Origin of the sequence: Haemophilus influenzae (genome assembly GCF_900475755.1) — a bacterium.
GTDB lineage: Bacteria > Pseudomonadota > Gammaproteobacteria > Enterobacterales > Pasteurellaceae > Haemophilus > Haemophilus influenzae_D.
This window is the reverse complement of sequence record NZ_LS483411.1, coordinates 694,193-717,198: the sequence shown is the minus strand read 5'-3', so window position 1 is coordinate 717,198 and position 23,006 is coordinate 694,193. Positions and strand designations below refer to the sequence as shown.

Here is a 23,006-nt window from a genome sequence, read left to right as displayed (position 1 = left end):
TTTTTTCTACTAGTTATGCGGCGGAATACGCCAAATCAAATTTATTTTTTTCTGCAAAGCTTGCTTGGTAATGGGTTTCAATATTGACTTCCTGTTTTTGGCGTTCATCAATTGCTATTTTTCTGTCTTGGTTTAAATCAGGCGTGAATACAAAAATTTGATTACCATCTAATTGTTTTACATCATCTTGCCAATTTTGCCAAAATAGTCCTTGATAAAAGGCCTCTAAATCGCCATTCAATGCCCAAGCTAAAAATTCTGTGTAAGTAAAATTTAAATTATGCCAAGTAAGATCTTTTGACGAATAGTAATAAATTTTGCCAATATTATCGCCTAACGAACCACCATTTAACGCAAAATAACCACCAATCACATCATCTGCAACTAATAAATATTTTGGTTTTTCGCCTGACTCACTAAAAGATTTACTGAAATTCCAATCCATCAAGCCACGCGGTAATTTAAAACTTCCAGAACCTAAAATACGTAACCAACCATAATGAATTAAAATTCCACCTGTTTCATAGATTACTGCGCCCATTGGCGAGGATGTTGGCATTTGCATAGTAAAAAGCTCACGCTCCGCACTGGATTGATCTTTTTTAATTACTTCACAATGATTGCGAGCGTTATCAATCCATTGGGAAATGATTATCCAAGCAGAATGTTCTGGACTAGTGAGCTGTTCAAGAGTTTGCATAGTGTTATTTATTCACATCTCGTAGGGGCAAATTACATTTGCCCCTACATTTAATCTAATTCAAAAATTCGTTCTTCCACACGCTCAATTTCTTCAGAAAGTTTACGGGTAAAACGTAATTTATCACAGTATTGAGATGCTCTCGCCCATTCTTGAGATTTCAAACTCTCAAAAAGTGCGGTCAATAATAATTGAGTTTCTTGTTTAATTTCTTTCGCAAAAGCATTTAATGCTCTTTCATCTTGCTGGCTTTCAACTTCTTCTAATTGTTCTCGCCACTGTAACTGTTGCATTAAAAACGCCACATCTTGCGTGCTTTTTTGTTCAAGATCTAACTGCTCACCAGTATTAAGAGCAATGATCGCTTCAGCTCGCAAAATTGGGTCTTTTAACGTTTTTAAGGCATCATTCACTTCGGTTGATTTTTGCATCGCAACGCGTTGTTCTAACGCACTACTTGAGACAAAATTATCTGGATGTAGAGCCTTTTGTAATTTTAAATAATGTGCATTTAGTGCTTTTTCATCCAGCTGAAAATCAACGGGTAAATCAAAAATTTGAAAAGGATTTAACATCAGATTATTACCTTAAACGTGGAAACTTTCGCCACAACCACAAGATTCTTTTACATTTGGATTATTATATTTAAAGCCTTCATTTAGGCCTTCTTTTACATAATCCAGTTCAATGCCATTGAGATAAACGAGACTTTTTGGATCGACAATAATATTAACACCGTGCTGCTCAAAAACTTGATCTTCTGAATTTAAAACATCTACAAACTCAAGTACATAAGCTAAGCCAGAACAACCTGATGTTTTCACACCTAAACGTAATCCAATACCTTTACCACGATTATCCAAAAAGGCTTTCACTCGCTGAGCTGCTTTTTCTGTTAATGTAATACCCATCTATCCCCCAAACACCGCTAAAAGTGCGGTCAAAATTGACCGCACTTTTTCACATTATTCGCCTTGTTTTGCTTTATAATCAGCAATTGCTGCTTTAATTGCATCTTCTGCTAAAATAGAGCAATGCACTTTCACTGGCGGTAATTCTAATTCTTCAGCAATTTGGCTATTTTTAATAGCCCCTGCTTCTTCTAAAGATTTGCCTTTTACCCACTCAGTAATTAATGAACTAGATGCAATCGCAGAACCACAACCATAAGTTTTGAATTTTGCATCTTCAATAATGCCATTATCATCTACTTTGATTTGTAGTTGCATAACATCACCACAAGCTGGCGCACCGACCATTCCAGTACCAACATTGCTATCTTTTTTGTCTAATGATCCCACATTACGTGGATTTTCATAATGATCAATTACTTTTTCGCTATAAGCCATTTTAACTTTCCTTTTTTCAATTCTAGCAAATGCCATTGTCAGATAATGGCAACTAAATATTAGTGAGCAGACCACTCAATGGTATTTAAATCAATACCTTCTTTAAACATATCCCATAATGGCGATAATGCACGAAGTTTTTCTACCGCACCTTTCATTAAATTAATTGTGTAATCAATTTCTTCTTCAGTAGTATAACGACCTAATGTGAAACGAATTGAACTGTGCGCCAATTCATCATTTAAGCCAAGTGCGCGCAATACATAAGATGGCTCTAAACTAGCAGATGTACAAGCAGAACCAGAAGATACTGCAATATCGCGCAACGCCATCATTAAGGATTCGCCCTCAACATAGTTAAAGCTAATATTTAAATTGCTATCTAAACGATGTTCCATTGAACCATTTACATAAGTTTCTTCAATATCTTTTAAGCCATTATATAAACGATCACGAAGTGCTTTTAAGCGCGGCATTTCTGATGCCATTTCTTCTTTTGCAATTCGATATGCCTCTCCCATTCCTACGATTTGATGAACAGGTAATGTACCTGAACGCATACCACGTTCGTGACCACCACCATGAATAATCGCCTCTAAACGTACACGAGGTTTACGACGAACATACAATGCACCAATACCTTTTGGCCCGTAAAGTTTATGGCTAGACATCGACATTAAATCAACAGCTAATTCTTCCAAATTAATTTCAACTTTACCAACACTTTGCGTTGCATCCACATGGAAAATTGTTTTATTTGCACGACAAAGCTCACCAATAGCTTTAATATCTTGTAACACACCAATTTCATTATTAGCGTGCATAATTGAAGCTAGAATTGTATCTGGACGAAGCGCAGCTTTGAATTTTTCTAAATCAATTAAACCATCAGCTTCTGGAGACAAATAAGTTACTTCAAAACCTTCTCTTTCTAATTGACGGCAAGTATCTAACACTGCTTTATGTTCAGTTTTACAGGTAATAATGTGTTTACCTTTAGTTTGATAGAAATGTGCCGCACCTTTAATTGCGAGGTTGTCAGATTCTGTTGCGCCAGAAGTAAAGACAATTTCACGAGAATCTGCGCCAATGAGATCAGCGATTTGATTACGTGCAATATCAACAGCTTCTTCTGCTTGCCAACCAAATTTATGTGAGCGAGAGGCTGGATTGCCAAATGTGCCATCGATGGTTAGAAACGCCATCATTTTTTTCGCAACACGTTCATCGACTGGACAGGTCGCTGCGTAGTCTAAATAAATAGGTAATTTCATTTTCACTCCTAAATTATGCTAAATATAACCGCACTTTTTTTATTTGAAAAATATCCGGCTTATCCTTTTTATTGATTAACTAACAAATTGTTAAAATCACGATGAGATTGACGCTTTACATTACGCTTATTTACCAGCTCAGCTAAGGTAATCTCGTTTAAAAAACTTTCAATACGTAAACTTAAATCTTCCCAAAGTTCGTGAGTTAAACATTCCACACCATTTTTACAATTTTCACGCCCCAAACATTTCGTTACGTGAATATTTTCATTTACTGCTGCAATAATCATTCCTACAGAAATTTGTTCACTTGGTAGCCCTAACTGATAACCCCCTCCGGGTCCGCGAACACTTTTGACTAAACCGTCTTTACGTAATTTAGCAAAAAGTTGCTCTAAATAAGATAAGGAAATATGTTGGCGTTCAGAAATATCCGCAAGGCTTACAGGCCCGCCATCTGCATTTAAAGCAATATCCAAAACGGCTGTAACTGCATAACGACCTTTTGAAGTAAGTTTCATAAAGAATCCCTAAAAATTAATGGTGCAATACTTACATATCTGACTAATTGAGTCAATTATCCTCATTTGTTAAATCAATTCGTTTTTCAACCGCACTTAGCATGCCATTTAAAATATTTAATTCGTTTTTCTCTAATTTCGCACGATAGTATAAACGCTTTAATTTACGCATAACTCCTTGATTTTGAATAAATCCAAGAGATTGATATATACGTTCTGTGTGGTCAAAAAAATAAGCTAACTGATCTGCTGTTGGATAGTTTTTCTCTATTAAAGAAAGTGAATTTTTCTTATTATTTTGAACTAAGAAAGCCATACGCAATTCATAACTTACCAACTGCACAGCCATTGCTAAATTTAAAGAAGAATAATCAGGATTAGCTGGAATATTCAAATGATAATGACATTTCAACAATTCTTCATTGGTTAATCCAATACGTTCACGACCAAACACAATAGCTATCTTGCCTTTATGTGCGATCACTTTATCTGCACATTCTCTCGGCTCAATTAAGGTATTTTGCAAATGACGTAAACGCGCACTTGTTCCAATAACTAACGAACAATTTTTTACTGCATCATCAAAACTATTTACAATCATTGCATTTTTGACTATATCCTCCGCACCTGCAGAAAGTGCATAAGATTGCTCGTCAATAGATTTTGGCGATACAAGACAAAGTTGATTCAATCCCATCGTTTTCATTGCTCTAGCCGCAGAACCAATATTACCGCTATGAGAAGTTTCAATTAAAACAATACGAATATTTTCCAACATAATGATGCCCGACTAAAATTTAGGGATATTCTACCATAATAACCGCTAAAAATAGTCAAGAATTTAAGTAAATTAAAGAAATTTAAATTAGAGATGAAGAATAGAAATAAGAATGGTAGGTTGTGAGAGGCTCGAACTCTCGACCGACGGATTAAGAGTCCGCTGCTCTACCAACTGAGCTAACAACCCAACTGGACAACTAAATCAGAGAGTGGTGGGTCGTGAAGGATTCGAACCTTCGACCAACGGATTAAAAGTCCGCTGCTCTACCGACTGAGCTAACGACCCACTGTGTCGATGAGTTAATGATAACGCATTTATTTTAGAATCAAAAGAATAAATTCATTCTTTCAAGCTAATTGGTTAAATTACAAACGATGAAAACAAAACAGGATCCAATAAAAAATGGATCCTGTTTTTCAAGTATTAGAAATACCAAGAATTAGTACGCTAACACTGCACGACGGTTTTTAGAATATGCAGCTTCATCGTGACCTAATACTGCAGGTTTTTCTTCACCGTAAGATACTGTGCCTAATTTACCAGCATCAACACCTTTACCAGTTAAATAACCTTTAACTGCATCTGCACGACGTTGACCTAATGCGATGTTGTATTCTGGTGTACCACGTTCATCAGTATTACCTTCTACTAATACTTTAGCAGCTGGCGTTGCATTTAAATATGCTGCGTGCGCATCTAAGATTTGAACGTATTCACCGGTGATGTCGTATTTATCAAAACCAAAATATACGGTGTTGTAACGTTGTTGAAGATCAGCAACAGAGTATCCGCCAAAAGTTTGAGCAGCACCATTGCCTGCAGCATCGTTGTTAGAGGAACTACAAGCCGCTAATGCAGCTACAGAACCTGCAACTAATAATGATTTAACAAATTTGTTCATTAGATTTCTCCTAAATGAGTTTTTTATTTAGTTAAGTATGGAGACCAAGCTGGAAATTTCACTTGGCCATCACTTCCTGGAAGGCTCGCCTTAAAGCGACCATCTGCAGAAACCAATTGTAGCACCTTTCCTAAGCCCTGTGTAGAACTATAAATAATCATAATTCCATTTGGAGAAAGGCTTGGGCTTTCGCCTAGAAAAGATGTACTAAGTACCTCTGAAACGCCCGTTGTGAGATCTTGTTTAACTACATTATTGTTACCATTAATCATCACAAGTGTTTTTCCATCTGCACTAATTTGTGCGCTACCGCGACCACCCACTGCGGTTACGCTACCACCGTTTGCATCCATTCGATAAACCTGTGGCGAGCCACTTCTATCGGATGTAAATAAAATTGAATTTCCGTCTGGCGACCACGCTGGTTCAGTATTATTACCCGCACCACTCGTCAATTGAGTAGGCGTACCGCCATTTGCTCCCATAACGTAAATATTCAGAACGCCATCACGAGAAGAAGCAAAAGCTAAACGAGAACCATCTGGCGAAAAGGCTGGCGCGCCATTATGCCCTTGAAAAGATGCCACTACTTTACGCGTACCAGAATTCAAATCCTGTACAACAAGTTGTGATTTTTTATTTTCAAACGATACATAAGCCAAACGCTGGCCGTCTGGAGACCAAGCTGGAGACATAATTGGTTGAGCACTACGATTGACGATAAATTGATTATAGCCATCATAATCTGCTACACGAACTTCATAAGGTTGCGAACCGCCATTTTTTTGCACAACATAAGCGATACGAGTTCTAAAGGCACCACGGATCCCAGTTAATTTTTCAAAAACTTCATCACTCACAGTATGCGCACCATAGCGTAACCATTTATTTGTCACCGTATAGCTATTTTGCATTAATACAGCCCCTGGCGTACCTGATGCACCAACCGTATCAATTAATTGATAAGTAATACTATAACCGTTACCCGATGGAATCACTTGTCCAATTACAATTGCGTCAATTCCAATATTCGACCAAGCTTCAGGATTTACTTCAGCTGCTGAAGTTGGGTGTTGAGGCATTTGAGACACTGCAATAGGATTAAACTTACCACTGTTACGTAAATCATCTGCAACAATTTTACTAATATCTTCTGGTGCAGAACCAACAAATGGTACGACAGCTATAGGGCGCGCACCATCAACCCCTTCATCAATGACAATGCGTACTTCATCACCAGCGAATACATTATGAGTAATAGCAAGTATAATCGCGAATACGCCCACTAAATGTTTTAATAATTTCATTTTGTTACCTTTAAAATTTAACAATAAATTTTTATAAAGAATTATCGAATATCAAAGTCAATAATTGGCGATTTATATTTTTCATAAATTTCATCTGATGGCGCAGCTGGAACTTTTTTCGTTCTAGCCACCGCACTTAATGCCGCTGAACAAATATCATCAGGGCCTGAAATTTTTTGATAGCCCAAGATCGTGCCATCTCGACCTAATTGAATTTTAATACGACAAACCTTTCCTGCAAAACTTGGATCTTTTAAGAAACGACGTTGAATCTCTTTCTTAATTACGCCTGCGTATTGATCCCCAACCTTACCACCATCGCCAGAGCCAAGTGCAGCACCGCTACCTTGAGTTCCACCTTTATTAGTGTTTCCCCCTTTAGATGCACTGCCGCCACCAACATCCCCGCCGTTAAAGAAATCATCTAGGCTTGCTTGATCTGCTTTACGTTTTGCTTCCGCAGCGGCTTTCGCTTTAGCTTCTGCATCAGCTTTTGCTTTTGCCTCAGCTTCAGCCTTTGCTTTAGCTTCTGCTTTCGCTTTTGCCTCAGCTTCAGCCTTTGCTTTAGCTTCAGCAGCGGCTTTTGCCTTGGCTTCGGCTTCTAGTTTCGCCTTAGCTTCCGCCTCTTGTTTTGCTTTTTGAGCAGCAATTTCTGCTGCTTTCGCTTTAGCCTCTTCTTCAGCTTGTTTTGCCGCAGCAGCTAAACGTTTAGCCTCTGCATCTGCTTTTAATTTTGCAGCTTCAGCAGCTTGTTTAGCCCTAGCCTCTTCAGCTTGCTTCTGTTTTTCCAACGCTTCTTGACGAGCTTGCTCTTGTTGTTTTTTGATTTCTTGCTGACGTTGCTGTTCTTGCTGACGTTGTTGTTCTTGCTGACGTTTTAACTCTTCTTGTCGTTGAACTTCTTGTTGATGCTTAATCTCTTCTTGATTAGGCTCAGGTGGTTTTTCTTCCACAACAGGTTCTGGGCGTTTTTGTTTATCCGCTTGCCCTTTTTTTTGTTGTTGAATACGCCCCCATTCCTGAGCAGCCGTACCCGTATCAACAATCACTGCCCCTATTACATCTCCTTCACCTTCTCCACCACCCATAATTTCAACGGTGTGATAAAGTGAACTTAAAATCAATAAGCCAAACAAGATAAAGTGCAAAAGGATAGAAATAGCAAAAGCATTGATTCCTTTCTTTTGTCGATTATTTTGCACGTGTTACCTACTTAGCTAAATGGGATTTGTCATTAAACCTACAGATTTAATGCCTGCAAGATGAAGTAAATTCAATGCCTTAATCACTTCTTCATAAGGCACTTCTTTAGCTCCGCCTACTAAAAATAGCGTATTATTATCCTTATCAAATTCCTGTCTAGATAATTGAGTAACCATTTCTTCTGTTAAACCTTCTTGACGTTCTCCGCCAATAGAAATCGCATATTTTCCAATGCCTGCCACTTCAAGAATTACAGGCACTTTATCTTCATTAGAAACCTCTTGGCTTTGCACAGAATCAGGCAATTCAACTTGAACGCTTTGACTAATAATAGGGGCGGTTGCCATAAAAATTAACACTAAAACTAAAAGCACATCTAAAAAAGGCACAATATTAATTTCAGATTTAATTGCTTTACGCTGACGACGAGCCATATATTCCTCTAAAATTTTAACTTATTTTTACCGCACTTTTTCTTTAAAGTGCGGTCAATTTTCCCTATTTTTAGTGAGGGGCTTTACCAAAGGCTTGACGGTGTAAAATCGTCGTAAATTCATCAATAAAGTTAACGTAATCTTGCTCAATTGCGTTCACTCGTAAGCTTAAACGGTTATAAGCCATTACCGCTGGAATTGCGGCAAATAAACCAATTGCAGTGGCAATCAAGGCCTCGGCGATACCTGGTGCTACCATCTGTAATGTTGCTTGTTTTGCACCACTTAATGCCATAAAAGCGTGCATAATTCCCCAAACAGTACCAAATAAACCAATATAAGGGCTAACAGATGCCACTGTGGCTAAGAATGGAACTCGATTTTCCAAGCTTTCAATCTCACGGTTCATCGCAAGATTCATCGCGCGCGTTGTGCCTTTAATAATCGCTTCAGGAGCGTCTGGATTTACTTGTTTTAAACGTGAAAATTCTTTAAATCCCACGCAAAAAATTTGTTCGCTTCCCGTTAATCCATCGCGACGATTAGATAGCCCTTCATAAAGTTTATTTAAATCTTCTCCTGACCAAAAACGATCTTCAAATGTATGCGCTTCTTTTAAGGCATTCGTTAAAATACGGCTACGTTGAATGATAATTGCCCAAGATATGATTGAGAAAGAAATCAAAATCACAATTACCAGTTGCACAACAATACTTGCTTTTAGAAAAAGATCTAAAAAATTCAATTCTGCAGTCATTGCATACTCCGAAAAGTTATTTTAAGTGATTAAATGCAGCTTTAACTTCTTTGGGAAGCGCCACAGGTTTCATCTTGCCTAGATCAACACAGGCTACTTTAACAGTAGCCTTTGATAACATCAGGGTGTTGCGCATCAGTCTCTGTTCAAAAAGGATTGTAGCCCCTTTTACCTCTGAAACTTCTGTTTCCACCATAAGTAAATCATCCAATTTTGCTGCCACGCAATAATCAATGGCGAGTGATTTGACAACAAATGCGAGTTGTTGTTCCTCTAGTAAGGTTTGTTGCGTAAAATTTAATATACGCAAATATTCTGTTCTTGCTCGTTCAAAAAAATGCAAATAACGAGCGTGATACACCACACCACCTGCATCAGTATCTTCATAATACACACGAACAGGAAAAGAAAAGCAATTTCCCAGCATATTCTTACCCGATTGATTGCAATAAACCATGTATTCTAGAACCAGTTTTTGGGATAAGCAAGATATCTATGAAAAAACTCAATAAGATTTTATTCATTTTAAAACATCCAAAATTTTTACCGCACTTTTAGCCTGACTAGCAAAAGATAAGGTAATGGCAAATCATTTTTAACCTTTTGAATTGAGCAAAAACCATTCAAAGCATAACCGTTCTTTAAAAATAGCCTCTATGTAATCTTAAACCAGCAGTATTTTTATTCTTGATATTTAGCGTTTCTATGCGACAATCTTAACGGTTATTGACTTTAAAAATATGTTTTACTAAATGGATTACGAAAATCAAATTGCCAATATTTTCTCACTAAATGGCGAATTAAGCCAAAATATCAAAGGTTTTCGTCCTCGAACTGAACAACTTGAAATGGCATATGCTGTTGGTAAAGCAATTCAAAATAAATCTTCCCTTGTTATTGAAGCAGGAACGGGTACAGGAAAAACCTTTGCATATCTTGCGCCTGCTTTAGTTTTTGGTAAAAAAACCATTATTTCTACAGGATCTAAAAATCTTCAAGATCAGCTTTTTAATCGAGATCTGCCTGCTATTAAAAAAGCCCTTAATTTCACGGGAAAAATTGCGTTGCTAAAAGGTCGAGCAAACTATCTTTGTTTAGAGCGTTTAGATCAAGTAATTGCTCAAGGTGTGCTTGGCGATAAGTCTGTTTTAGCTGAACTAAGTAAAGTACGAAAATGGAACAATAGTACTAAAACAGGCGATTTCACAGAATGTATTGAGCTTGCAGAAGATAGTCCTATTATTCCACAACTGACGAGTACGGCGGAAAGCTGTTTAGGAACAGATTGTCCTAATTATTCAGAATGTTATGTGGCAAATGCACGTAAAAAAGCATTAAATGCTGATTTGGTTGTGGTTAATCATCACTTATTTTTTGCAGATATGGCTGTGAAAGAAAGTGGTTTTGGCGAACTTATTCCAAATGCAGAAGTGATTATTTTTGACGAAGCTCATCAGTTACCAGATATTGCCAGTCAATATTTTGGTCAATCTTTAACATCACGCCAGCTTTTTGATTTATGCAAAGATATTAATATTGTCTATCGCACAGAACTCAAAGATATGCAACAGCTTGGCACAACATCTGATACCTTACTGAAGGTTGTACAAGATTTTCGCTTATTACTGGGTAATGGGAGTAATGTTCGAGGAAATTGGCGTGAGCTTTACAGGCAAAGTGCGGTGAAAAAAGCCTTTGAATTATTACAAGAGAAAATAGATTTTTTAGCTGAGGTAATTAAATTATCGCTTGGTCGTTCTCAAACTTTAGACAGTATTTTTGAGCGTGTTGAATCCATTAAAATTCAGCTTAAGCGTTTATCTGAAACAAATATTGTGGGTTATTGTTATTGGTATGAAGGAAATGGTCGCCAGTTTGGTTTACATATTACGCCATTGACAGTAGCAGATAAATTTGGTGCTCAGCTTGAAGCGAAAGAAGCCGCTTGGATATTCACATCTGCGACATTAGAAGTGGGGGGAACTTTTAATCATTTCTGCCAACGTTTAGGCATTGAAAACGCGACACAAAAAATTTTATATAGTCCCTTTAATTATCCTGAACAATCTTTGCTTTGTGTGCCTCGATATTTGCCAAATACTAATCAAGTGAATACATTAAATTCACTAGGCGAAATGTTATTACCCGTGATTGAAGCAAACAAAGGGCGTTGCTTTGTTCTTTGCACTTCTTATTCAATGATGCGTGGTTTAGCAGAATACTTCCGTGAAAAAAGTCATCTTTCGATTTTATTACAAGGCGAAACCTCAAAAGGCAAATTACTCGAGCAATTTATAAAAGAAACGCATAGCGTTTTGGTGGCAACTTCTAGCTTTTGGGAAGGTGTAGATGTACGCGGCGATGCACTTTCTTTAGTCATTATTGATAAACTTCCTTTTACTGCGCCAGATGAACCTTTGTTGAAAGCTCGCATTGAGGATTGTCGTTTACAAGGTGGCGATCCATTCAACGACATTCAAATTCCTGAAGCGGTAATTGCCTTGAAACAAGGCGTAGGACGTTTAATTCGTGATGTTACAGATCGTGGCGTTGTAATTATTTGTGATAATCGATTAGTAATGCGGAATTATGGCGAAACTTTTTTGAAAAGTTTACCTAACTCAAGTCGTACCCGTGATCTCAACAAAGTGATACAATTCTTACAAAATAAATAAACGAGAATAAATAATGCAAAATTTAACTTTATTGGCGTTGGACACTTCTACTGAAGCCTGTTCAGTCGCCTTATTTCATCGTGGCGAAAAAACACATATTAATGAACTTGCACAACGCACTCATACTAAACGAATTTTGCCTATGATTGATGAAATTTTGGCAAATTCGGGGGTCGGTTTAAATCAAGTTGATGCGCTTGCCTTTGGGCGTGGCCCAGGTAGTTTTACTGGAGTTCGTGTTGGTGCTGGGATTGCACAAGGTTTAGCGTTTGGGGCGGGTTTACCTGTGATTCCAGTTTCAAATTTAACCGCAATGGCACAGGCGGCATTTGAATTACATCAAGCAGAAAATGTTGTTGCCGCAATTGATGCCAGAATGAATGAAGTCTATTTTTCTCAATTAGTGAGAGAAAAAGTGCGGTCAGATTTCGCAGAGTTTTTTCAATGGCGAGAAATCATTAGCGAACAAGTTTGTTCCCCAGAACAAGCAATTAACCAGCTTCAAAATGATAACGCATTTAGAGTTGGGACTGGTTGGGCTGCTTATTCTCAATTTACTGAAAAAAATCTAACTGGCTCAGATATAGAATTACCTAATGCCTTATATATGTTAGAACTTGCGCGAGTAGAATTTTTGCAAAAACGCACAATTTCAGCTTTAGAGATTAAACCGATTTATTTGCGAAACGAGGTTACTTGGAAAAAATTACCAGGACGTGAATAAGTTTAAATAATAGGAGAATAGAAAATGAAAGGAAAAATAACCTTATTTTTTACCGCACTTTGTTTCGGATTAACGGGCTGTATTGCACCACCAAAAGGGTTAGAAAAAGAGCGATTCTCTATTAATTCCTATCGCGAGATTTCTCCTCAGGATTTAACCTGCCATTGTAAAACGGTTCGACTTGGAGGAAAAATTGTCAATACTACCGTTTTAGCAAATCAAACAAAAATTGAAGTGTTAAGTTTACCCGTATCATCAATTTCAGGTAAACCATTTGTTGAATTTCAATCCGATGGTCGCTTTATCGTCTATTTCAACGGTTTTGTGGAGCCTGAAAATTTAAAAGAACGCTATATTACGGTGGGTGGTCAATTAGCAGGAACAGAGAAAGGCAAAATAGAACAAGCTGATTATACTTATCCTGTTGTTCAAGCGGATAAATACCGTATTTGGACACTCAGTACCATCTATGAGTATCCAACAGATGATTGGGATGAAGACGATGATTGGGGATTTTTTAGATGGAGACATCGCCCTTGGTATGTTCAGCCTGAAATTCACTATTATTTGAATTAAATGATAAAATCTTAAAGATTTTCCAACAAATTAGGATAAAAAATGGAAAAAATTTGGTTTCAAAATTATCCAGAAGGTTCTGAAAAATTTTTGGATACCTCAAAATATGAATCTATTTTGGATATGTTCGACAAAGCAGTGCGTGAACATCCAGATCGCCCCGCTTACATTAATATGGGGCAAGTACTTACTTTCCGTAAATTAGAAGAACGCAGTCGTGCATTTGCCGCGTATTTGCAAAATGAATTTAAACTTCAACGTGGCGATCGCGTGGCATTAATGATGCCAAATTTACTGCAATATCCCATCGCACTTTTTGGTATTTTGCGTGCTGGCTTAATTGCAGTAAATGTCAATCCTCTTTATACACCGAGAGAATTAGAACATCAGTTGCAAGATAGTGGTGCGGTGGCGATTGTCGTGGTATCAAATTTTGCTTCTACCTTAGAAAAAGTTGTTTTCAATACTAATGTCAAACACGTTATTCTTACCAGAATGGGCGATCAACTTTCATTTGGTAAACGTACTTTGGTTAATTTTGTTGTGAAATATGTGAAAAAACTCGTGCCGAAATACAAATTACCGCACGCAGTAACATTCCGTGAAGTATTGAGTATTGGTAAATATCGCCAATATGTTCGTCCAGAAATATCGCGTGAGGATTTAGCCTTTTTACAATACACAGGCGGCACAACAGGCGTGGCGAAAGGTGCAATGCTGACGCACGGAAATATTATAACCAATGTATTCCAAGCAAAATGGATTGCAGAGCCATTTATTGGCGATCATTCTCGCACTCGTTCAGCTATTTTAGCCTTGCCTCTTTATCACGTATTTGCCTTAACGGTAAACTGCTTATTATTTTTGGAATTAGGCGTCACGGCGATCTTAATTACTAATCCGAGAGATATTGAAGGATTTGTGAAAGAGTTGAAAAAATACCGTTTTGAAGCAATCACTGGTGTAAATACCTTATTTAATGCCTTGTTAAATAATGAAAATTTCAAAGAAGTTGATTTTTCTGCGTTGAAACTTTCTGTTGGTGGTGGTATGGCTATTCAACAGTCTGTAGCAACACGTTGGCACGAATTAACGGGCTGTAACATCATTGAAGGTTATGGAATGACGGAGTGTTCGCCATTGATCTCTGCTTGTCCGATTAATGTTGTGAAACATAATGGCACTATTGGTGTGCCAGTGCCAAATACAGATATAAAAATCATTAAAGATGATGGCTCTGATGCAAAAATTGGCGAAGCTGGCGAATTATGGGTGAAAGGCGATCAAGTAATGCGAGGTTATTGGCAACGACCTGAAGCAACCAGTGAAGTGTTAAAAGACGGTTGGATGGCAACTGGCGATATTGTCATTATGGATGAATCATATAGTTTACGCATTGTGGATCGTAAAAAAGATATGATTTTGGTTTCTGGCTTTAATGTCTATCCAAATGAAATTGAAGATGTCGTTATGCTGAATTACAAAGTGGCTGAGGCTGTGGCAATTGGTGTTCCTCACGCAGTTTCTGGCGAAACGATAAAAATCTTTGTGGTGAAAAAGGACGATAGTTTAACTCGTGATGAACTTCGCAACCATTGTCGTCAATATCTCACAGGCTATAAAGTGCCAAAAGAAATTGAGTTCCGAGACGAACTACCAAAAACTAATGTTGGCAAGATTTTACGTCGGGTTTTACGCGATGAAGAGATCGCAAAACGTCCAAAACATTAATGTCAAAATGGGATAGCAATATCCCATTTTTGTTCTTTTCAAATAAAAAATCACTATGATAAAAGAATGTCAAAATCCACCGCACTTTACAGTCATTACGGATAATACTTCGCTATTGGAAATTTGTAATTTGGCTCAGCAGCAAAGTGCGGTCGCCTTAGATACTGAATTTATGCGTGTTTCCACTTATTTTCCTAAGTTGGGATTAATCCAACTTTATGATGGCGAGCGCGTCTCTTTAATTGATCCTTTAGCGATTACGGATTTTTCGCCTTTTGTCGCATTGTTATCCAACCCTAAGGTATTAAAAATCTTACATTCTTGTAGTGAAGATTTATTGGTTTTCTTACAAGAATTTGATCAGCTTCCACGCCCAATGATTGATACGCAAATTATGGCACGCTTTATTGGGCTGGGCACATCAGCAGGCTTGGCAAAATTAGCACAACAATACTTAAATGTAGAAATCGATAAAGGTGCAACTCGCACCAATTGGATTAAACGCCCCCTTTCTGATATTCAACTTCAGTATGCCGCAGGCGATGTTTGGTATTTGTTACCGCTTTATCATATTCTTGAAAAAGAGTTAGCGAAAACACCTTGGGAACAAGCAGTAAGAGATGATTGCGAACTGGCTCTTGCTAAAACACATAAATTACAAGAGCGAGATTCAGAAAAAGCGTATTTAGATATTCCAAATGCTTGGAAATTAAATCCATTTGAATTGTCTCGTTTAAGAATTTTGGCTCAGTGGCGACAAAACGTCGCAATAGAGCGTGATTTAGCACTTTCTTATATTGTGAAATCCGATAATCTTTGGAAAGTGGCAAAAAATAATCCACGTAATACATCTGAAATGTTGGAAATGGGATTAACTGAAAATGAAGTACGCGTGCGTGGTAAAAAGATTTTACAATTACTTGCTCAAGTAAGACGTGTTTCGCCTAATGATTACCCAAAACCTATTGAACGTATTTCTGAAGATCCTCGTTATAAAAAAACAATTCGATTGTTACAAGAAAAAGTGAATAGCTTAACACCAGCAGGTTTATCCCCTGAAATTGTTGCGAGTAAACGCACTTTGGATGAATTAATTAAATGGGTTTGGAAATATGATTGTTCTCAAGATAAACTACCAGAATTGCTGATTGGATGGCGAAAACCTATTGGTGAGAAGTTAGTTGATGAACTTAGGTAAATATAAAAAAGCGTTGGGCAAATAGCTCAACGCTTTTAGTTTCTACTCGTAGAGTTTTTTCACTTGTTCAGGTGTCATCACTCGTTGATATTTACTAAATTCTTTTGCCATATAGTAAGCACCAAAATTTGTTAAGTGATCTTGATCTCCATATAAGTATTTTCCTTCTGCCATAACGCTATCTTTTGGTAAATACTGTTGAGCATCTACCCAATAAACATTAGGAATATCTTTGATTAAATCGTGAATGATTTTGTTACTCGCATCAATATCGCCCATTCTACGAATTGGTTCTAAATACTTTTCAAGTCCATATTTCTCTAGTAAATATCCACGAATAGGTGATCTGCTAATAGAACTGTTATTTGCAAAGATATAAACCGATTTTGATTTAGCAAGTAATTTTATTGTTTCCCTAAATCTTATTTTGAAGTTAGGAATAATAGCTGATTCTGCGTTAAATCTTGGAACAGGTTGTCCTCCCATTCTTAAATCATAAAATCCAGAAATAAAAATAGCTTTATATTTAGGTGAATTAATCTCATCAAATAACTCTTGACACTCAGATGTTATTCTATTGCTTTTATCCACTAAAACAAAACAATCCTTCCCATCAGTTATGCTTAAAATAGTTGACTTCCATCCTTCTTGCTTACCAAGATATTTTAAAAAATAAGTAAGATGACCAGCATGAGAATCCCCTATTGTTAAAACTGTAGTTGGGAAGTTATTCTCTAAATTAACAGATAAAACATCTTGTTCAATATGTTCTTTTTCTTTTCTAATCTGTTTTCTTTCATAAGTGTTATAACCAATAATAAAAAGAGATGGAATTAGATAAAAATAGATAAATGCCTGTTTAAAGTTTAATTTTGATTTTCTTATAGGTTGCTCAATTAAATAATAACTTGTGATAGAAAAAATAATAGTTAATATAACAACAATTAAAACTGTAATGCCTTGAATCTGCTTGCTTCCAGTAATGTAATAAGCAAAAGCAATAAAAATCCAATGGTATAAATAAAGGGAATAAGAGATTTTCCCAATAAACACTATTGCTTTATTAGATAAACATAATTTAATGATGTTATTTTGTGATGTGGTATGAATAATTAATGCTGTAAAAATACAAGGAAGAATTAAAGTAATACCTGGAATATATGCAATATTATTATTCATTAAAAATAAGCAGGAAAATAATAGTAATGTACTTAAGATAGCCAGAATATTATTTACTTGCTTACTCAATTGAACCTTGTTTGAAAGATTATGATAAATTGCCAACAAAGATCCTACAAGTAATTCTGGAAATCTTAGGTTAGAGAGATAATAAATATTAGGCTGATGCAATACTTCTTTGTAAAAATTAGCTGGAATAAAAGAGGTGGCAAGTAAAATAAAAAACAAAATTAGCGTTATAATAAATAATACTTTAATTTCTCTAAATTTTTTATAAGCTAAAATTAGGATAAGTGGAAAAATAAGATAGTATTGTTCTTCTACGGCTAATGACCAAATATGTAACACAGGATTTTCATTTGCGCTTAAATCAAAATAACCTTGTGTTAAACCTAAATAGAAATTAGATAAGAAAGCTGTAGCTAATTCAATGGTTTTTCTTAATTGATTAAAATCATTATAAATGAAAATAACAGACGCAATGAAAGACACTAATGCCATCACTGTAATAAAAGCAGGATAAATTCGTTTAATACGTCGAGTATAAAATTGTTTAAACGAAAAAGAATTCTGTTGAATTTCTGTGATAATAATACCCGTAATCAGAAAACCAGAAATAACAAAGAAAATATCCACCCCAAGAAAACCACCAGATAACCAGTTTTCATTAAGATGATAAATAATGACTGAAATAACAGCAATTGCACGTAGTCCATCAATTTCTGGACGATATTTAATAGATGACATAATATTCCTTTTATAAAATATAAACCGCACCTTGATTTATGCGTCAAAAGTGCGGTTATTTTTTTATATATTTTTACACGTTGAATCGGAAGTGCATTACATCGCCATCTTGTACGATGTAATCTTTACCTTCTAAACGCCATTTACCTGCTTCTTTTGCACCGTTTTCACCGTTGAATTGGATAAAGTCTTCATAAGCAATAACTTCTGCTCGGATAAAGCCTTTTTCAAAGTCGGTGTGGATTACAGCGGCTGCTTTTGGTGCGGTTGCGCCAACTGAAACAGTCCAAGCTCGTACTTCTTTTACGCCAGCAGTGAAATAAGTTTGAAGATTTAAAAGTGCGTAACCCGCACGAATTACGCGGTTCAATCCCGGTTCTTCAATGCCTAAATCTTGTAAAAACTCGACTTTTTCTTCATCATCAAGTTCTGCAATTTCAGATTCAATCGCTGCACATACAGGAACAACCACCGCCCCTTCTTTTGCGGCAATTTCACGAACGCGATCTAAATATGGATTATTTTCAAAACCATCTTCATTTACGTTTGCGATATACATTGTTGGTTTTAAAGTTAAGAAGTTGTAACTCTTGATTGCTTGCAATTCTTCTTTGTCTAATCCAACTGAGCGAATCATTCCTGCATTTTCAAGCACTGGGAGGATTTTTTCCATAACGGAAAGTTCAAATTTAGCCTCTTTGTCGCCACCTTTAGCACGTTTTTGTAAACGTTGGATCGCTCGTTCACAGCTGTCTAAGTCAGCTAAAGCTAATTCGGTATTGATGGTATCAATATCATCAAGTGGGTCAATTTTCCCTGCAACGTGTACAATATCGTCGTTTTCAAAGCAACGTACGACGTGACCGATCGCATCGGTTTCGCGAATATTAGCGAGGAATTTGTTACCCAGGCCTTCGCCTTTACTTGCTCCCGCAACTAAGCCTGCAATGTCCACAAATTCCATCGTGGTTGGTAATACGCGTTCAGGTTTAACGATTTCTGCCAATGCATCTAAACGCGGATCTGGCATTGGCACGACACCCGTATTTGGCTCGATAGTACAGAATGGATAGTTTGCGGCTTCAATACCTGCTTCAGTGAGTGCGTTAAAAAGAGTAGATTTGCCCACATTTGGCAATCCCACAATACCACATTTGAATCCCATAATTTTTCCCTTATTTTGAGTAAAACGGTTGTAAAACTAACCGCACTTTTAAATTTTAAAACTGTTTAAACGATTGGTCGCTTTGACCATTCCATCTTTGAAAATCATTTCCACACAATCAGTGGCTTCATCTAGCACTTTTTCAAGTGCATCGCGATCTGCTGGAGATGGTTTATTTAAGACGTAACCTGCCACTAAATCACGATGGCCAGGATGCCCAATGCCAATACGTAAACGGTAGAAATTATTGTTATTGCCTAATTGAGCCACAATATCTTTTAAGCCGTTATGCCCTCCATGCCCACCGCCTTGTTTGAGTTTTGCTGTGCCAGCAGGCAAATCTAGTTCATCGTGAATAACCAAAATTTCTTCAGGTTTAATACGATAAAAACTTGCCAATGCGCCAACTGCTTTACCGCTTAAATTCATAAAAGTTGTTGGCACTAAAAGGCGTACTTCTTTTCCATTCAATAAAGTGCGGACAGTTTTTCCAAAGAATTTATTTTCAGGATTTAGCGAAACATTAAAACGACGTGCCAAGCGTTCAATAAGCCATTCGCCTGCATTATGGCGTGTATCGGCATATTTTTCGCCAGGATTGCCTAAACCAACAATGAGTTTTATTTCTGACATTTTTATTTGATGATGTAAAAAATAGTGGCGTATTGTAGCGAAAAAGCCTTAAATTCTCAATCTATAAGGCGGAAACAAAGGGGTAATTTATTGCACGTGATTTATCATTAAAAGTCACCGCACTTTTCCGTTATAATGGTTAAAATTTTTTAATGAAGAAGTAAAAATGAATCAGATTAACATTGAAATCGCTTATGCTTTTCCCGAACGTTATTATTTGAAATCTTTTCAAGTTGATGAAGGAATCACCGTGCAAACGGCGATTACGCAATCGGGGATTTTAAGCCAATTTCCAGAGATTGATTTGAGTACAAATAAAATTGGGATTTTCAGTCGTCCAATAAAATTGACTGATGTATTAAAAGAGGGCGATCGTATTGAAATTTATCGTCCATTACTTGCTGATCCGAAAGAAATTCGCCGTAAACGTGCAGCAGAACAAGCTGCCGCTAAAAATAAAGAAAAAGGAGCTTAAAAATGACCGCACTTTCATCTGTTGATTTTTGTTTACCTGAACATATCACGCCAGAAATTTTTCTACGTGATTATTGGCAGAAAAAGCCACTTGTAATTCGTAACGGTTTACCTGAAATTGTTGGGCAGTTTGAGCCACAAGATATTATTGAACTTGCACAAAATGAAGATGTTACTGCTCGTTTAGTAAAGACATTTTCTGATGATAATTGGAAAGTTTTTTTTAGCCCTTTAAGCGAAAAGGATTTCCAAAAGTTACCAGAAAAATGGTCGGTATTAGTTCAAAATTTGGAGCAATGGTCGCCTGAATTAGGGCAACTTTGGAACAAATTTGGCTTTATTCCTCAATGGCAACGTGACGACATTATGGTGTCTTACGCCCCGAAAGGTGGCTCTGTCGGCAAGCATTATGATGAATATGATGTATTTTTAGTGCAAGGCTATGGTCATCGTCGTTGGCAAGTGGGTAAATGGTGTGATGCAAGCACTGAATTTAAACCAAATCAATCGATCCGAATTTTTGATGATATGGGCGAATTAGTCATTGATGAAGTAATGAATCCAGGCGATATTTTGTATATTCCAGCCCGTATGGCACATTATGGCGTGGCTGAAGATGATTGTTTAACCTTTTCTTTTGGCTTGCGTTATCCAAATTTAAGCAATTTGATTGATAGCGTAAGCAAAGGTTTCTGTCATCAAGATCCTGATTTGAATTTAAGTGAATTTGATTTGCCGCTACGTTTAAGCCAATCTGAACAACGTACAGGTAAACTGGCAGATGAAAATATTCAAGCAATGAAACAGCTTTTATTAGATAAATTGGCTAATTCAAAAGCTTTTGATACGTTATTTAAACAAGCTGTGGCAAGTGCGGTGAGTTCTCGTCGTTATGAGTTATTGGTTTCTGATGAAATGTGCGATCCAGATGAAGTGCGGTCAATTTTAGAAGAAGATGGCGCGTTCCTTTCTCAAGACAACAATTGTAAATTGCTTTACACCGAAAATCCGCTGCGAATTTATGCGAATGGCGAATGGTTAGATGAACTTAATGTAATTGAGAGCGAAGTATTAAAACGCTTATCTGACGGCGAAAGTTTAGATTGGGCATTTTTATCAAGTTTAGTGAATAAAACCGAAGATCCTAAAACCTCAATGGATTTGCTGTTAGATTCAATTTGTAACTGGGTTGATGATGGTTGGGTGTTAATTGAATAATATGTCAGACAATATTTATTCCGTCTCTCAACTCAACTCTGCCGCACGTCAGATGTTGGAGGGGCATTTTTCCCAAATTTGGCTGACGGGGGAAATTTCCAATTTTACCCAACCTGTGTCTGGGCATTGGTATTTAACGCTGAAAGATAAAAATGCACAGGTGCGTTGTGCGATGTTTCGTATGAAAAATTTGCGTGTTGCTTTTCGTCCACAAAATGGAATGCAAGTGCTTGTGCGTGCCAATGTGAGTTTATATGAGCCTCGCGGCGATTATCAACTTATTATTGATTCTATGCACCCAGCTGGCGAGGGATTATTGCAACAGCAATTTGAAGCGTTAAAAATGAAGTTGGCTACGGAGGGATTGTTTGCTCAAAATCTCAAGAAAAATCTACCGCACTTTAGTAAAGCCGTTGGGATTATAACTTCTTCTACAGGTGCGGCATTGCAAGATATTTTGCATATTTTGGCACGCCGTGATCCAAGTTTAAAAGTTGTTATTTATCCCACTGCAGTTCAAGGTAAAGAGGCGACAGCAGAAATTGTGCAAATGATTGAACTTGCTAATGTGCGACAAGAAGTGGATGTATTAATTGTTGGGCGTGGTGGTGGTTCATTAGAAGATCTTTGGTGTTTTAATGAAGAAAACGTGGCGCGAGCGATTTTTCGTTCAACCTTACCCATTATCAGTGCGGTGGGACACGAAACAGATGTGACGATTGCCGATTTTGTGGCAGATCTTCGTGCGCCGACCCCTTCCGCAGCGGCTGAGTTAGTTAGTCGTAATCAAGATGAATTATTGCAACAACTTCGCCATCAACAGCAACGTTTAGATATGGCATTTGATCGTTTATTTACGCGAAAAAGCCAGTGTTTGAAACAGCTAACCTTAAGATTACACAATCAGCATCCACAGAATCAGTTACGTGTTCAACAAGCGAAAAATGCACAGCTTACGCATCGCTTGCAACTTGCAATGTTGCGTCAGTTTGAAAATACACAACAAAAATTCACCGCACTTTCTGTTCGTTTAAAACAAAATCCATTGCCATATCGAGTGCAACGTCATCAACAACGCTTAGAGCAGCTAAAAGTGCGGTTAAATTTTTGCGTAAATCGCCAAGTGACGGAGCGTCAAAATAAACTGGCAACGTTATGCGGAAAACTGGATAGCTTAAGCCCGTTGAAAGTATTGGCAAGAGGTTATTCCATTGCGGAAAACCCACAAGGTAAAGCCATTGTTAGTGTGAAAGATGTCAATCAAGGGGATTTCATTACAACTCAAGTGGCTGATGGAAAAATTGTGAGTAAGGTTTTGTAGAATATCTGTTTTGTAAAAATGGAGTAAAACATTATCTTACATACTTCTGAAAAAAGAATGCCGTGATTATTGATAAATTATCACGGTATTTTATTTTGTGACTCACTTCAAACTTTCAACAAAAAGTGGAAACCTTCT

The 23,006-nt window shown here is 37.0% G+C and carries 24 protein-coding genes and 2 tRNA genes; 8 read left to right on the top strand and 18 right to left on the bottom strand.

Features of this window, described 5'->3' with window-relative positions; genetic code table 11:
* Nucleotides 1-13: 13 nt before the first annotated feature.
* The 15 genes from DQN24_RS03640 to ybgC form a co-directional block, all read right to left on the bottom strand.
* Entirely contained in the window at nucleotides 14-700 is a 687-nt protein-coding gene (locus DQN24_RS03640; RefSeq protein WP_021035650.1) for a DUF2625 domain-containing protein, read from the bottom strand.
* Between the two features lie 50 nt (nucleotides 701-750).
* Nucleotides 751-1,275 carry a Fe-S protein assembly co-chaperone HscB gene (hscB, locus tag DQN24_RS03635; protein WP_021035651.1) on the bottom strand — a complete coding sequence of 175 codons (525 nt, stop codon included), beginning with the start codon at nucleotides 1,273-1,275 and terminating at the stop codon, nucleotides 751-753.
* 12 nt (nucleotides 1,276-1,287) lie between these two features.
* The gene (iscA, locus tag DQN24_RS03630; RefSeq protein WP_005649164.1) at nucleotides 1,288-1,611 is read right to left on the bottom strand and encodes an iron-sulfur cluster assembly protein IscA; all 324 of its coding nucleotides are present in this window, start codon (nucleotides 1,609-1,611) and stop codon (nucleotides 1,288-1,290) included.
* Between the two features lie 54 nt (nucleotides 1,612-1,665).
* On the bottom strand, nucleotides 1,666-2,049 hold the full coding sequence (gene iscU, locus DQN24_RS03625) for a Fe-S cluster assembly scaffold IscU (RefSeq protein ID WP_013527472.1): 384 nt from the start codon (nucleotides 2,047-2,049) through the stop codon (nucleotides 1,666-1,668).
* Between the two features lie 59 nt (nucleotides 2,050-2,108).
* Nucleotides 2,109-3,323, bottom strand: a complete 1,215-nt coding sequence (locus tag DQN24_RS03620) for an IscS subfamily cysteine desulfurase (RefSeq protein ID WP_021035653.1) — start codon at nucleotides 3,321-3,323, stop codon at nucleotides 2,109-2,111.
* Between the two features lie 68 nt (nucleotides 3,324-3,391).
* The gene (gene iscR, locus DQN24_RS03615; protein ID WP_005659892.1) at nucleotides 3,392-3,844 is read right to left on the bottom strand and encodes a Fe-S cluster assembly transcriptional regulator IscR; all 453 of its coding nucleotides are present in this window, start codon (nucleotides 3,842-3,844) and stop codon (nucleotides 3,392-3,394) included.
* Nucleotides 3,845-3,896: 52 nt separating this feature from the next.
* Nucleotides 3,897-4,622, bottom strand: coding sequence for a tRNA (cytosine(32)/uridine(32)-2'-O)-methyltransferase TrmJ (gene trmJ, locus DQN24_RS03610; RefSeq protein WP_050847278.1), 726 nt, complete (start codon nucleotides 4,620-4,622; stop codon nucleotides 3,897-3,899).
* Nucleotides 4,623-4,735: 113 nt separating this feature from the next.
* Nucleotides 4,736-4,811 (bottom strand) — tRNA-Lys (locus DQN24_RS03605).
* 23 nt (nucleotides 4,812-4,834) lie between these two features.
* Nucleotides 4,835-4,910 (bottom strand) — tRNA-Lys (locus tag DQN24_RS03600).
* Between the two features lie 154 nt (nucleotides 4,911-5,064).
* The gene (gene pal / locus DQN24_RS03595; protein WP_005669131.1) at nucleotides 5,065-5,526 is read right to left on the bottom strand and encodes a peptidoglycan-associated lipoprotein Pal; all 462 of its coding nucleotides are present in this window, start codon (nucleotides 5,524-5,526) and stop codon (nucleotides 5,065-5,067) included.
* A 23-nt stretch (nucleotides 5,527-5,549) separates the two neighbouring features.
* A complete protein-coding gene (gene tolB / locus DQN24_RS03590) occupies nucleotides 5,550-6,833 on the bottom strand; it encodes a Tol-Pal system beta propeller repeat protein TolB (RefSeq protein ID WP_041175377.1) in 1,284 nt (427 codons plus the stop codon).
* Between the two features lie 41 nt (nucleotides 6,834-6,874).
* Nucleotides 6,875-8,035 carry a cell envelope integrity protein TolA gene (gene tolA / locus DQN24_RS03585; RefSeq protein ID WP_111695408.1) on the bottom strand — a complete coding sequence of 387 codons (1,161 nt, stop codon included), beginning with the start codon at nucleotides 8,033-8,035 and terminating at the stop codon, nucleotides 6,875-6,877.
* A 15-nt stretch (nucleotides 8,036-8,050) separates the two neighbouring features.
* Nucleotides 8,051-8,470 carry a colicin uptake protein TolR gene (gene tolR, locus DQN24_RS03580; RefSeq protein ID WP_005649190.1) on the bottom strand — a complete coding sequence of 140 codons (420 nt, stop codon included), beginning with the start codon at nucleotides 8,468-8,470 and terminating at the stop codon, nucleotides 8,051-8,053.
* A gap of 70 nt (nucleotides 8,471-8,540) precedes the next feature.
* Complete coding sequence (gene tolQ / locus DQN24_RS03575; RefSeq protein WP_050949013.1) at nucleotides 8,541-9,227, bottom strand: protein TolQ; 687 nt, start codon at nucleotides 9,225-9,227, stop codon at nucleotides 8,541-8,543.
* 16 nt (nucleotides 9,228-9,243) lie between these two features.
* Nucleotides 9,244-9,654, bottom strand: coding sequence for a tol-pal system-associated acyl-CoA thioesterase (ybgC, locus tag DQN24_RS03570; RefSeq protein ID WP_005656389.1), 411 nt, complete (start codon nucleotides 9,652-9,654; stop codon nucleotides 9,244-9,246).
* A gap of 325 nt (nucleotides 9,655-9,979) precedes the next feature.
* On the opposite strand from ybgC, the gene DQN24_RS03565 reads away from it, so the two are divergent.
* The 5 genes from DQN24_RS03565 to rnd are packed head-to-tail and all read left to right on the top strand — an operon-like array spanning nucleotide 9,980 to nucleotide 16,131.
* Nucleotides 9,980-11,902, top strand: coding sequence for an ATP-dependent DNA helicase (locus DQN24_RS03565; RefSeq protein ID WP_021035659.1), 1,923 nt, complete (start codon nucleotides 9,980-9,982; stop codon nucleotides 11,900-11,902).
* Nucleotides 11,903-11,915: 13 nt separating this feature from the next.
* On the top strand, nucleotides 11,916-12,626 hold the full coding sequence (gene tsaB, locus DQN24_RS03560; RefSeq protein WP_021035660.1) for a tRNA (adenosine(37)-N6)-threonylcarbamoyltransferase complex dimerization subunit type 1 TsaB: 711 nt from the start codon (nucleotides 11,916-11,918) through the stop codon (nucleotides 12,624-12,626).
* A gap of 24 nt (nucleotides 12,627-12,650) precedes the next feature.
* Nucleotides 12,651-13,202 (top strand): Slp family lipoprotein, encoded by a 552-nt coding sequence (locus tag DQN24_RS03555; RefSeq protein ID WP_021035661.1) that lies wholly within the window; start codon nucleotides 12,651-12,653, stop codon nucleotides 13,200-13,202.
* Nucleotides 13,203-13,244: 42 nt separating this feature from the next.
* Nucleotides 13,245-14,933 (top strand): long-chain-fatty-acid--CoA ligase FadD, encoded by a 1,689-nt coding sequence (gene fadD, locus DQN24_RS03550; protein ID WP_021035662.1) that lies wholly within the window; start codon nucleotides 13,245-13,247, stop codon nucleotides 14,931-14,933.
* 55 nt (nucleotides 14,934-14,988) lie between these two features.
* Nucleotides 14,989-16,131 (top strand): ribonuclease D, encoded by a 1,143-nt coding sequence (gene rnd, locus DQN24_RS03545; RefSeq protein ID WP_021035663.1) that lies wholly within the window; start codon nucleotides 14,989-14,991, stop codon nucleotides 16,129-16,131.
* A gap of 42 nt (nucleotides 16,132-16,173) precedes the next feature.
* Here the strand turns inward: rnd and DQN24_RS03540 are convergent, their stop codons facing one another.
* From DQN24_RS03540 to pth, 3 genes are all read right to left on the bottom strand, one after another.
* Nucleotides 16,174-18,057 carry an acyltransferase family protein gene (locus DQN24_RS03540; RefSeq protein ID WP_111695407.1) on the bottom strand — a complete coding sequence of 628 codons (1,884 nt, stop codon included), beginning with the start codon at nucleotides 18,055-18,057 and terminating at the stop codon, nucleotides 16,174-16,176.
* 73 nt (nucleotides 18,058-18,130) lie between these two features.
* Nucleotides 18,131-19,222 carry a redox-regulated ATPase YchF gene (gene ychF, locus DQN24_RS03535; RefSeq protein ID WP_021035665.1) on the bottom strand — a complete coding sequence of 364 codons (1,092 nt, stop codon included), beginning with the start codon at nucleotides 19,220-19,222 and terminating at the stop codon, nucleotides 18,131-18,133.
* A gap of 48 nt (nucleotides 19,223-19,270) precedes the next feature.
* Nucleotides 19,271-19,855, bottom strand: coding sequence for an aminoacyl-tRNA hydrolase (pth, locus tag DQN24_RS03530; RefSeq protein ID WP_005652204.1), 585 nt, complete (start codon nucleotides 19,853-19,855; stop codon nucleotides 19,271-19,273).
* 166 nt (nucleotides 19,856-20,021) lie between these two features.
* Between pth and DQN24_RS03525 the strand changes: the two genes are divergently transcribed.
* From DQN24_RS03525 to xseA, 3 genes are read left to right on the top strand one after another with little or no spacing between them, the layout of a single operon-like run.
* The gene (locus DQN24_RS03525) at nucleotides 20,022-20,330 is read left to right on the top strand and encodes an RnfH family protein (RefSeq protein WP_005652202.1); all 309 of its coding nucleotides are present in this window, start codon (nucleotides 20,022-20,024) and stop codon (nucleotides 20,328-20,330) included.
* A gap of 2 nt (nucleotides 20,331-20,332) precedes the next feature.
* The gene (locus DQN24_RS03520) at nucleotides 20,333-21,547 is read left to right on the top strand and encodes a cupin domain-containing protein (RefSeq protein WP_021035666.1); all 1,215 of its coding nucleotides are present in this window, start codon (nucleotides 20,333-20,335) and stop codon (nucleotides 21,545-21,547) included.
* A 1-nt stretch (nucleotide 21,548) separates the two neighbouring features.
* Nucleotides 21,549-22,868, top strand: coding sequence for an exodeoxyribonuclease VII large subunit (gene xseA, locus DQN24_RS03515; protein ID WP_111695406.1), 1,320 nt, complete (start codon nucleotides 21,549-21,551; stop codon nucleotides 22,866-22,868).
* Nucleotides 22,869-23,006: the final 138 nt, after the last annotated feature.

What these genes read in the sequence shown, in the direction of transcription:
- ychF (WP_021035665.1), bottom strand. Translation starts at nt 19,222, where the DNA reads ATGGGATTCAAATGTGGTATTGTGGGATTGCCAAATGTGGGCAAATCT.
- tolQ (WP_050949013.1), bottom strand. Translation starts at nt 9,227, where the DNA reads ATGACTGCAGAATTGAATTTTTTAGATCTTTTTCTAAAAGCAAGTATT.
- trmJ (WP_050847278.1), bottom strand. Translation starts at nt 4,622, where the DNA reads ATGTTGGAAAATATTCGTATTGTTTTAATTGAAACTTCTCATAGCGGT.
- hscB (WP_021035651.1), bottom strand. Translation starts at nt 1,275, where the DNA reads ATGTTAAATCCTTTTCAAATTTTTGATTTACCCGTTGATTTTCAGCTG.
- DQN24_RS03525 (WP_005652202.1), top strand. Translation starts at nt 20,022, where the DNA reads ATGAATCAGATTAACATTGAAATCGCTTATGCTTTTCCCGAACGTTAT.
- rnd (WP_021035663.1), top strand. Translation starts at nt 14,989, where the DNA reads ATGATAAAAGAATGTCAAAATCCACCGCACTTTACAGTCATTACGGAT.
- pal (WP_005669131.1), bottom strand. Translation starts at nt 5,526, where the DNA reads ATGAACAAATTTGTTAAATCATTATTAGTTGCAGGTTCTGTAGCTGCA.
- DQN24_RS03565 (WP_021035659.1), top strand. Translation starts at nt 9,980, where the DNA reads ATGGATTACGAAAATCAAATTGCCAATATTTTCTCACTAAATGGCGAA.
- DQN24_RS03555 (WP_021035661.1), top strand. Translation starts at nt 12,651, where the DNA reads ATGAAAGGAAAAATAACCTTATTTTTTACCGCACTTTGTTTCGGATTA.
- iscR (WP_005659892.1), bottom strand. Translation starts at nt 3,844, where the DNA reads ATGAAACTTACTTCAAAAGGTCGTTATGCAGTTACAGCCGTTTTGGAT.
- DQN24_RS03620 (WP_021035653.1), bottom strand. Translation starts at nt 3,323, where the DNA reads ATGAAATTACCTATTTATTTAGACTACGCAGCGACCTGTCCAGTCGAT.
- DQN24_RS03520 (WP_021035666.1), top strand. Translation starts at nt 20,333, where the DNA reads ATGACCGCACTTTCATCTGTTGATTTTTGTTTACCTGAACATATCACG.
- tolB (WP_041175377.1), bottom strand. Translation starts at nt 6,833, where the DNA reads ATGAAATTATTAAAACATTTAGTGGGCGTATTCGCGATTATACTTGCT.
- DQN24_RS03540 (WP_111695407.1), bottom strand. Translation starts at nt 18,057, where the DNA reads ATGTCATCTATTAAATATCGTCCAGAAATTGATGGACTACGTGCAATT.
- iscU (WP_013527472.1), bottom strand. Translation starts at nt 2,049, where the DNA reads ATGGCTTATAGCGAAAAAGTAATTGATCATTATGAAAATCCACGTAAT.
- DQN24_RS03640 (WP_021035650.1), bottom strand. Translation starts at nt 700, where the DNA reads ATGCAAACTCTTGAACAGCTCACTAGTCCAGAACATTCTGCTTGGATA.
- tsaB (WP_021035660.1), top strand. Translation starts at nt 11,916, where the DNA reads ATGCAAAATTTAACTTTATTGGCGTTGGACACTTCTACTGAAGCCTGT.
- iscA (WP_005649164.1), bottom strand. Translation starts at nt 1,611, where the DNA reads ATGGGTATTACATTAACAGAAAAAGCAGCTCAGCGAGTGAAAGCCTTT.
- tolR (WP_005649190.1), bottom strand. Translation starts at nt 8,470, where the DNA reads ATGGCTCGTCGTCAGCGTAAAGCAATTAAATCTGAAATTAATATTGTG.
- fadD (WP_021035662.1), top strand. Translation starts at nt 13,245, where the DNA reads ATGGAAAAAATTTGGTTTCAAAATTATCCAGAAGGTTCTGAAAAATTT.
- pth (WP_005652204.1), bottom strand. Translation starts at nt 19,855, where the DNA reads ATGTCAGAAATAAAACTCATTGTTGGTTTAGGCAATCCTGGCGAAAAA.
- xseA (WP_111695406.1), top strand. Translation starts at nt 21,549, where the DNA reads ATGTCAGACAATATTTATTCCGTCTCTCAACTCAACTCTGCCGCACGT.
- ybgC (WP_005656389.1), bottom strand. Translation starts at nt 9,654, where the DNA reads ATGCTGGGAAATTGCTTTTCTTTTCCTGTTCGTGTGTATTATGAAGAT.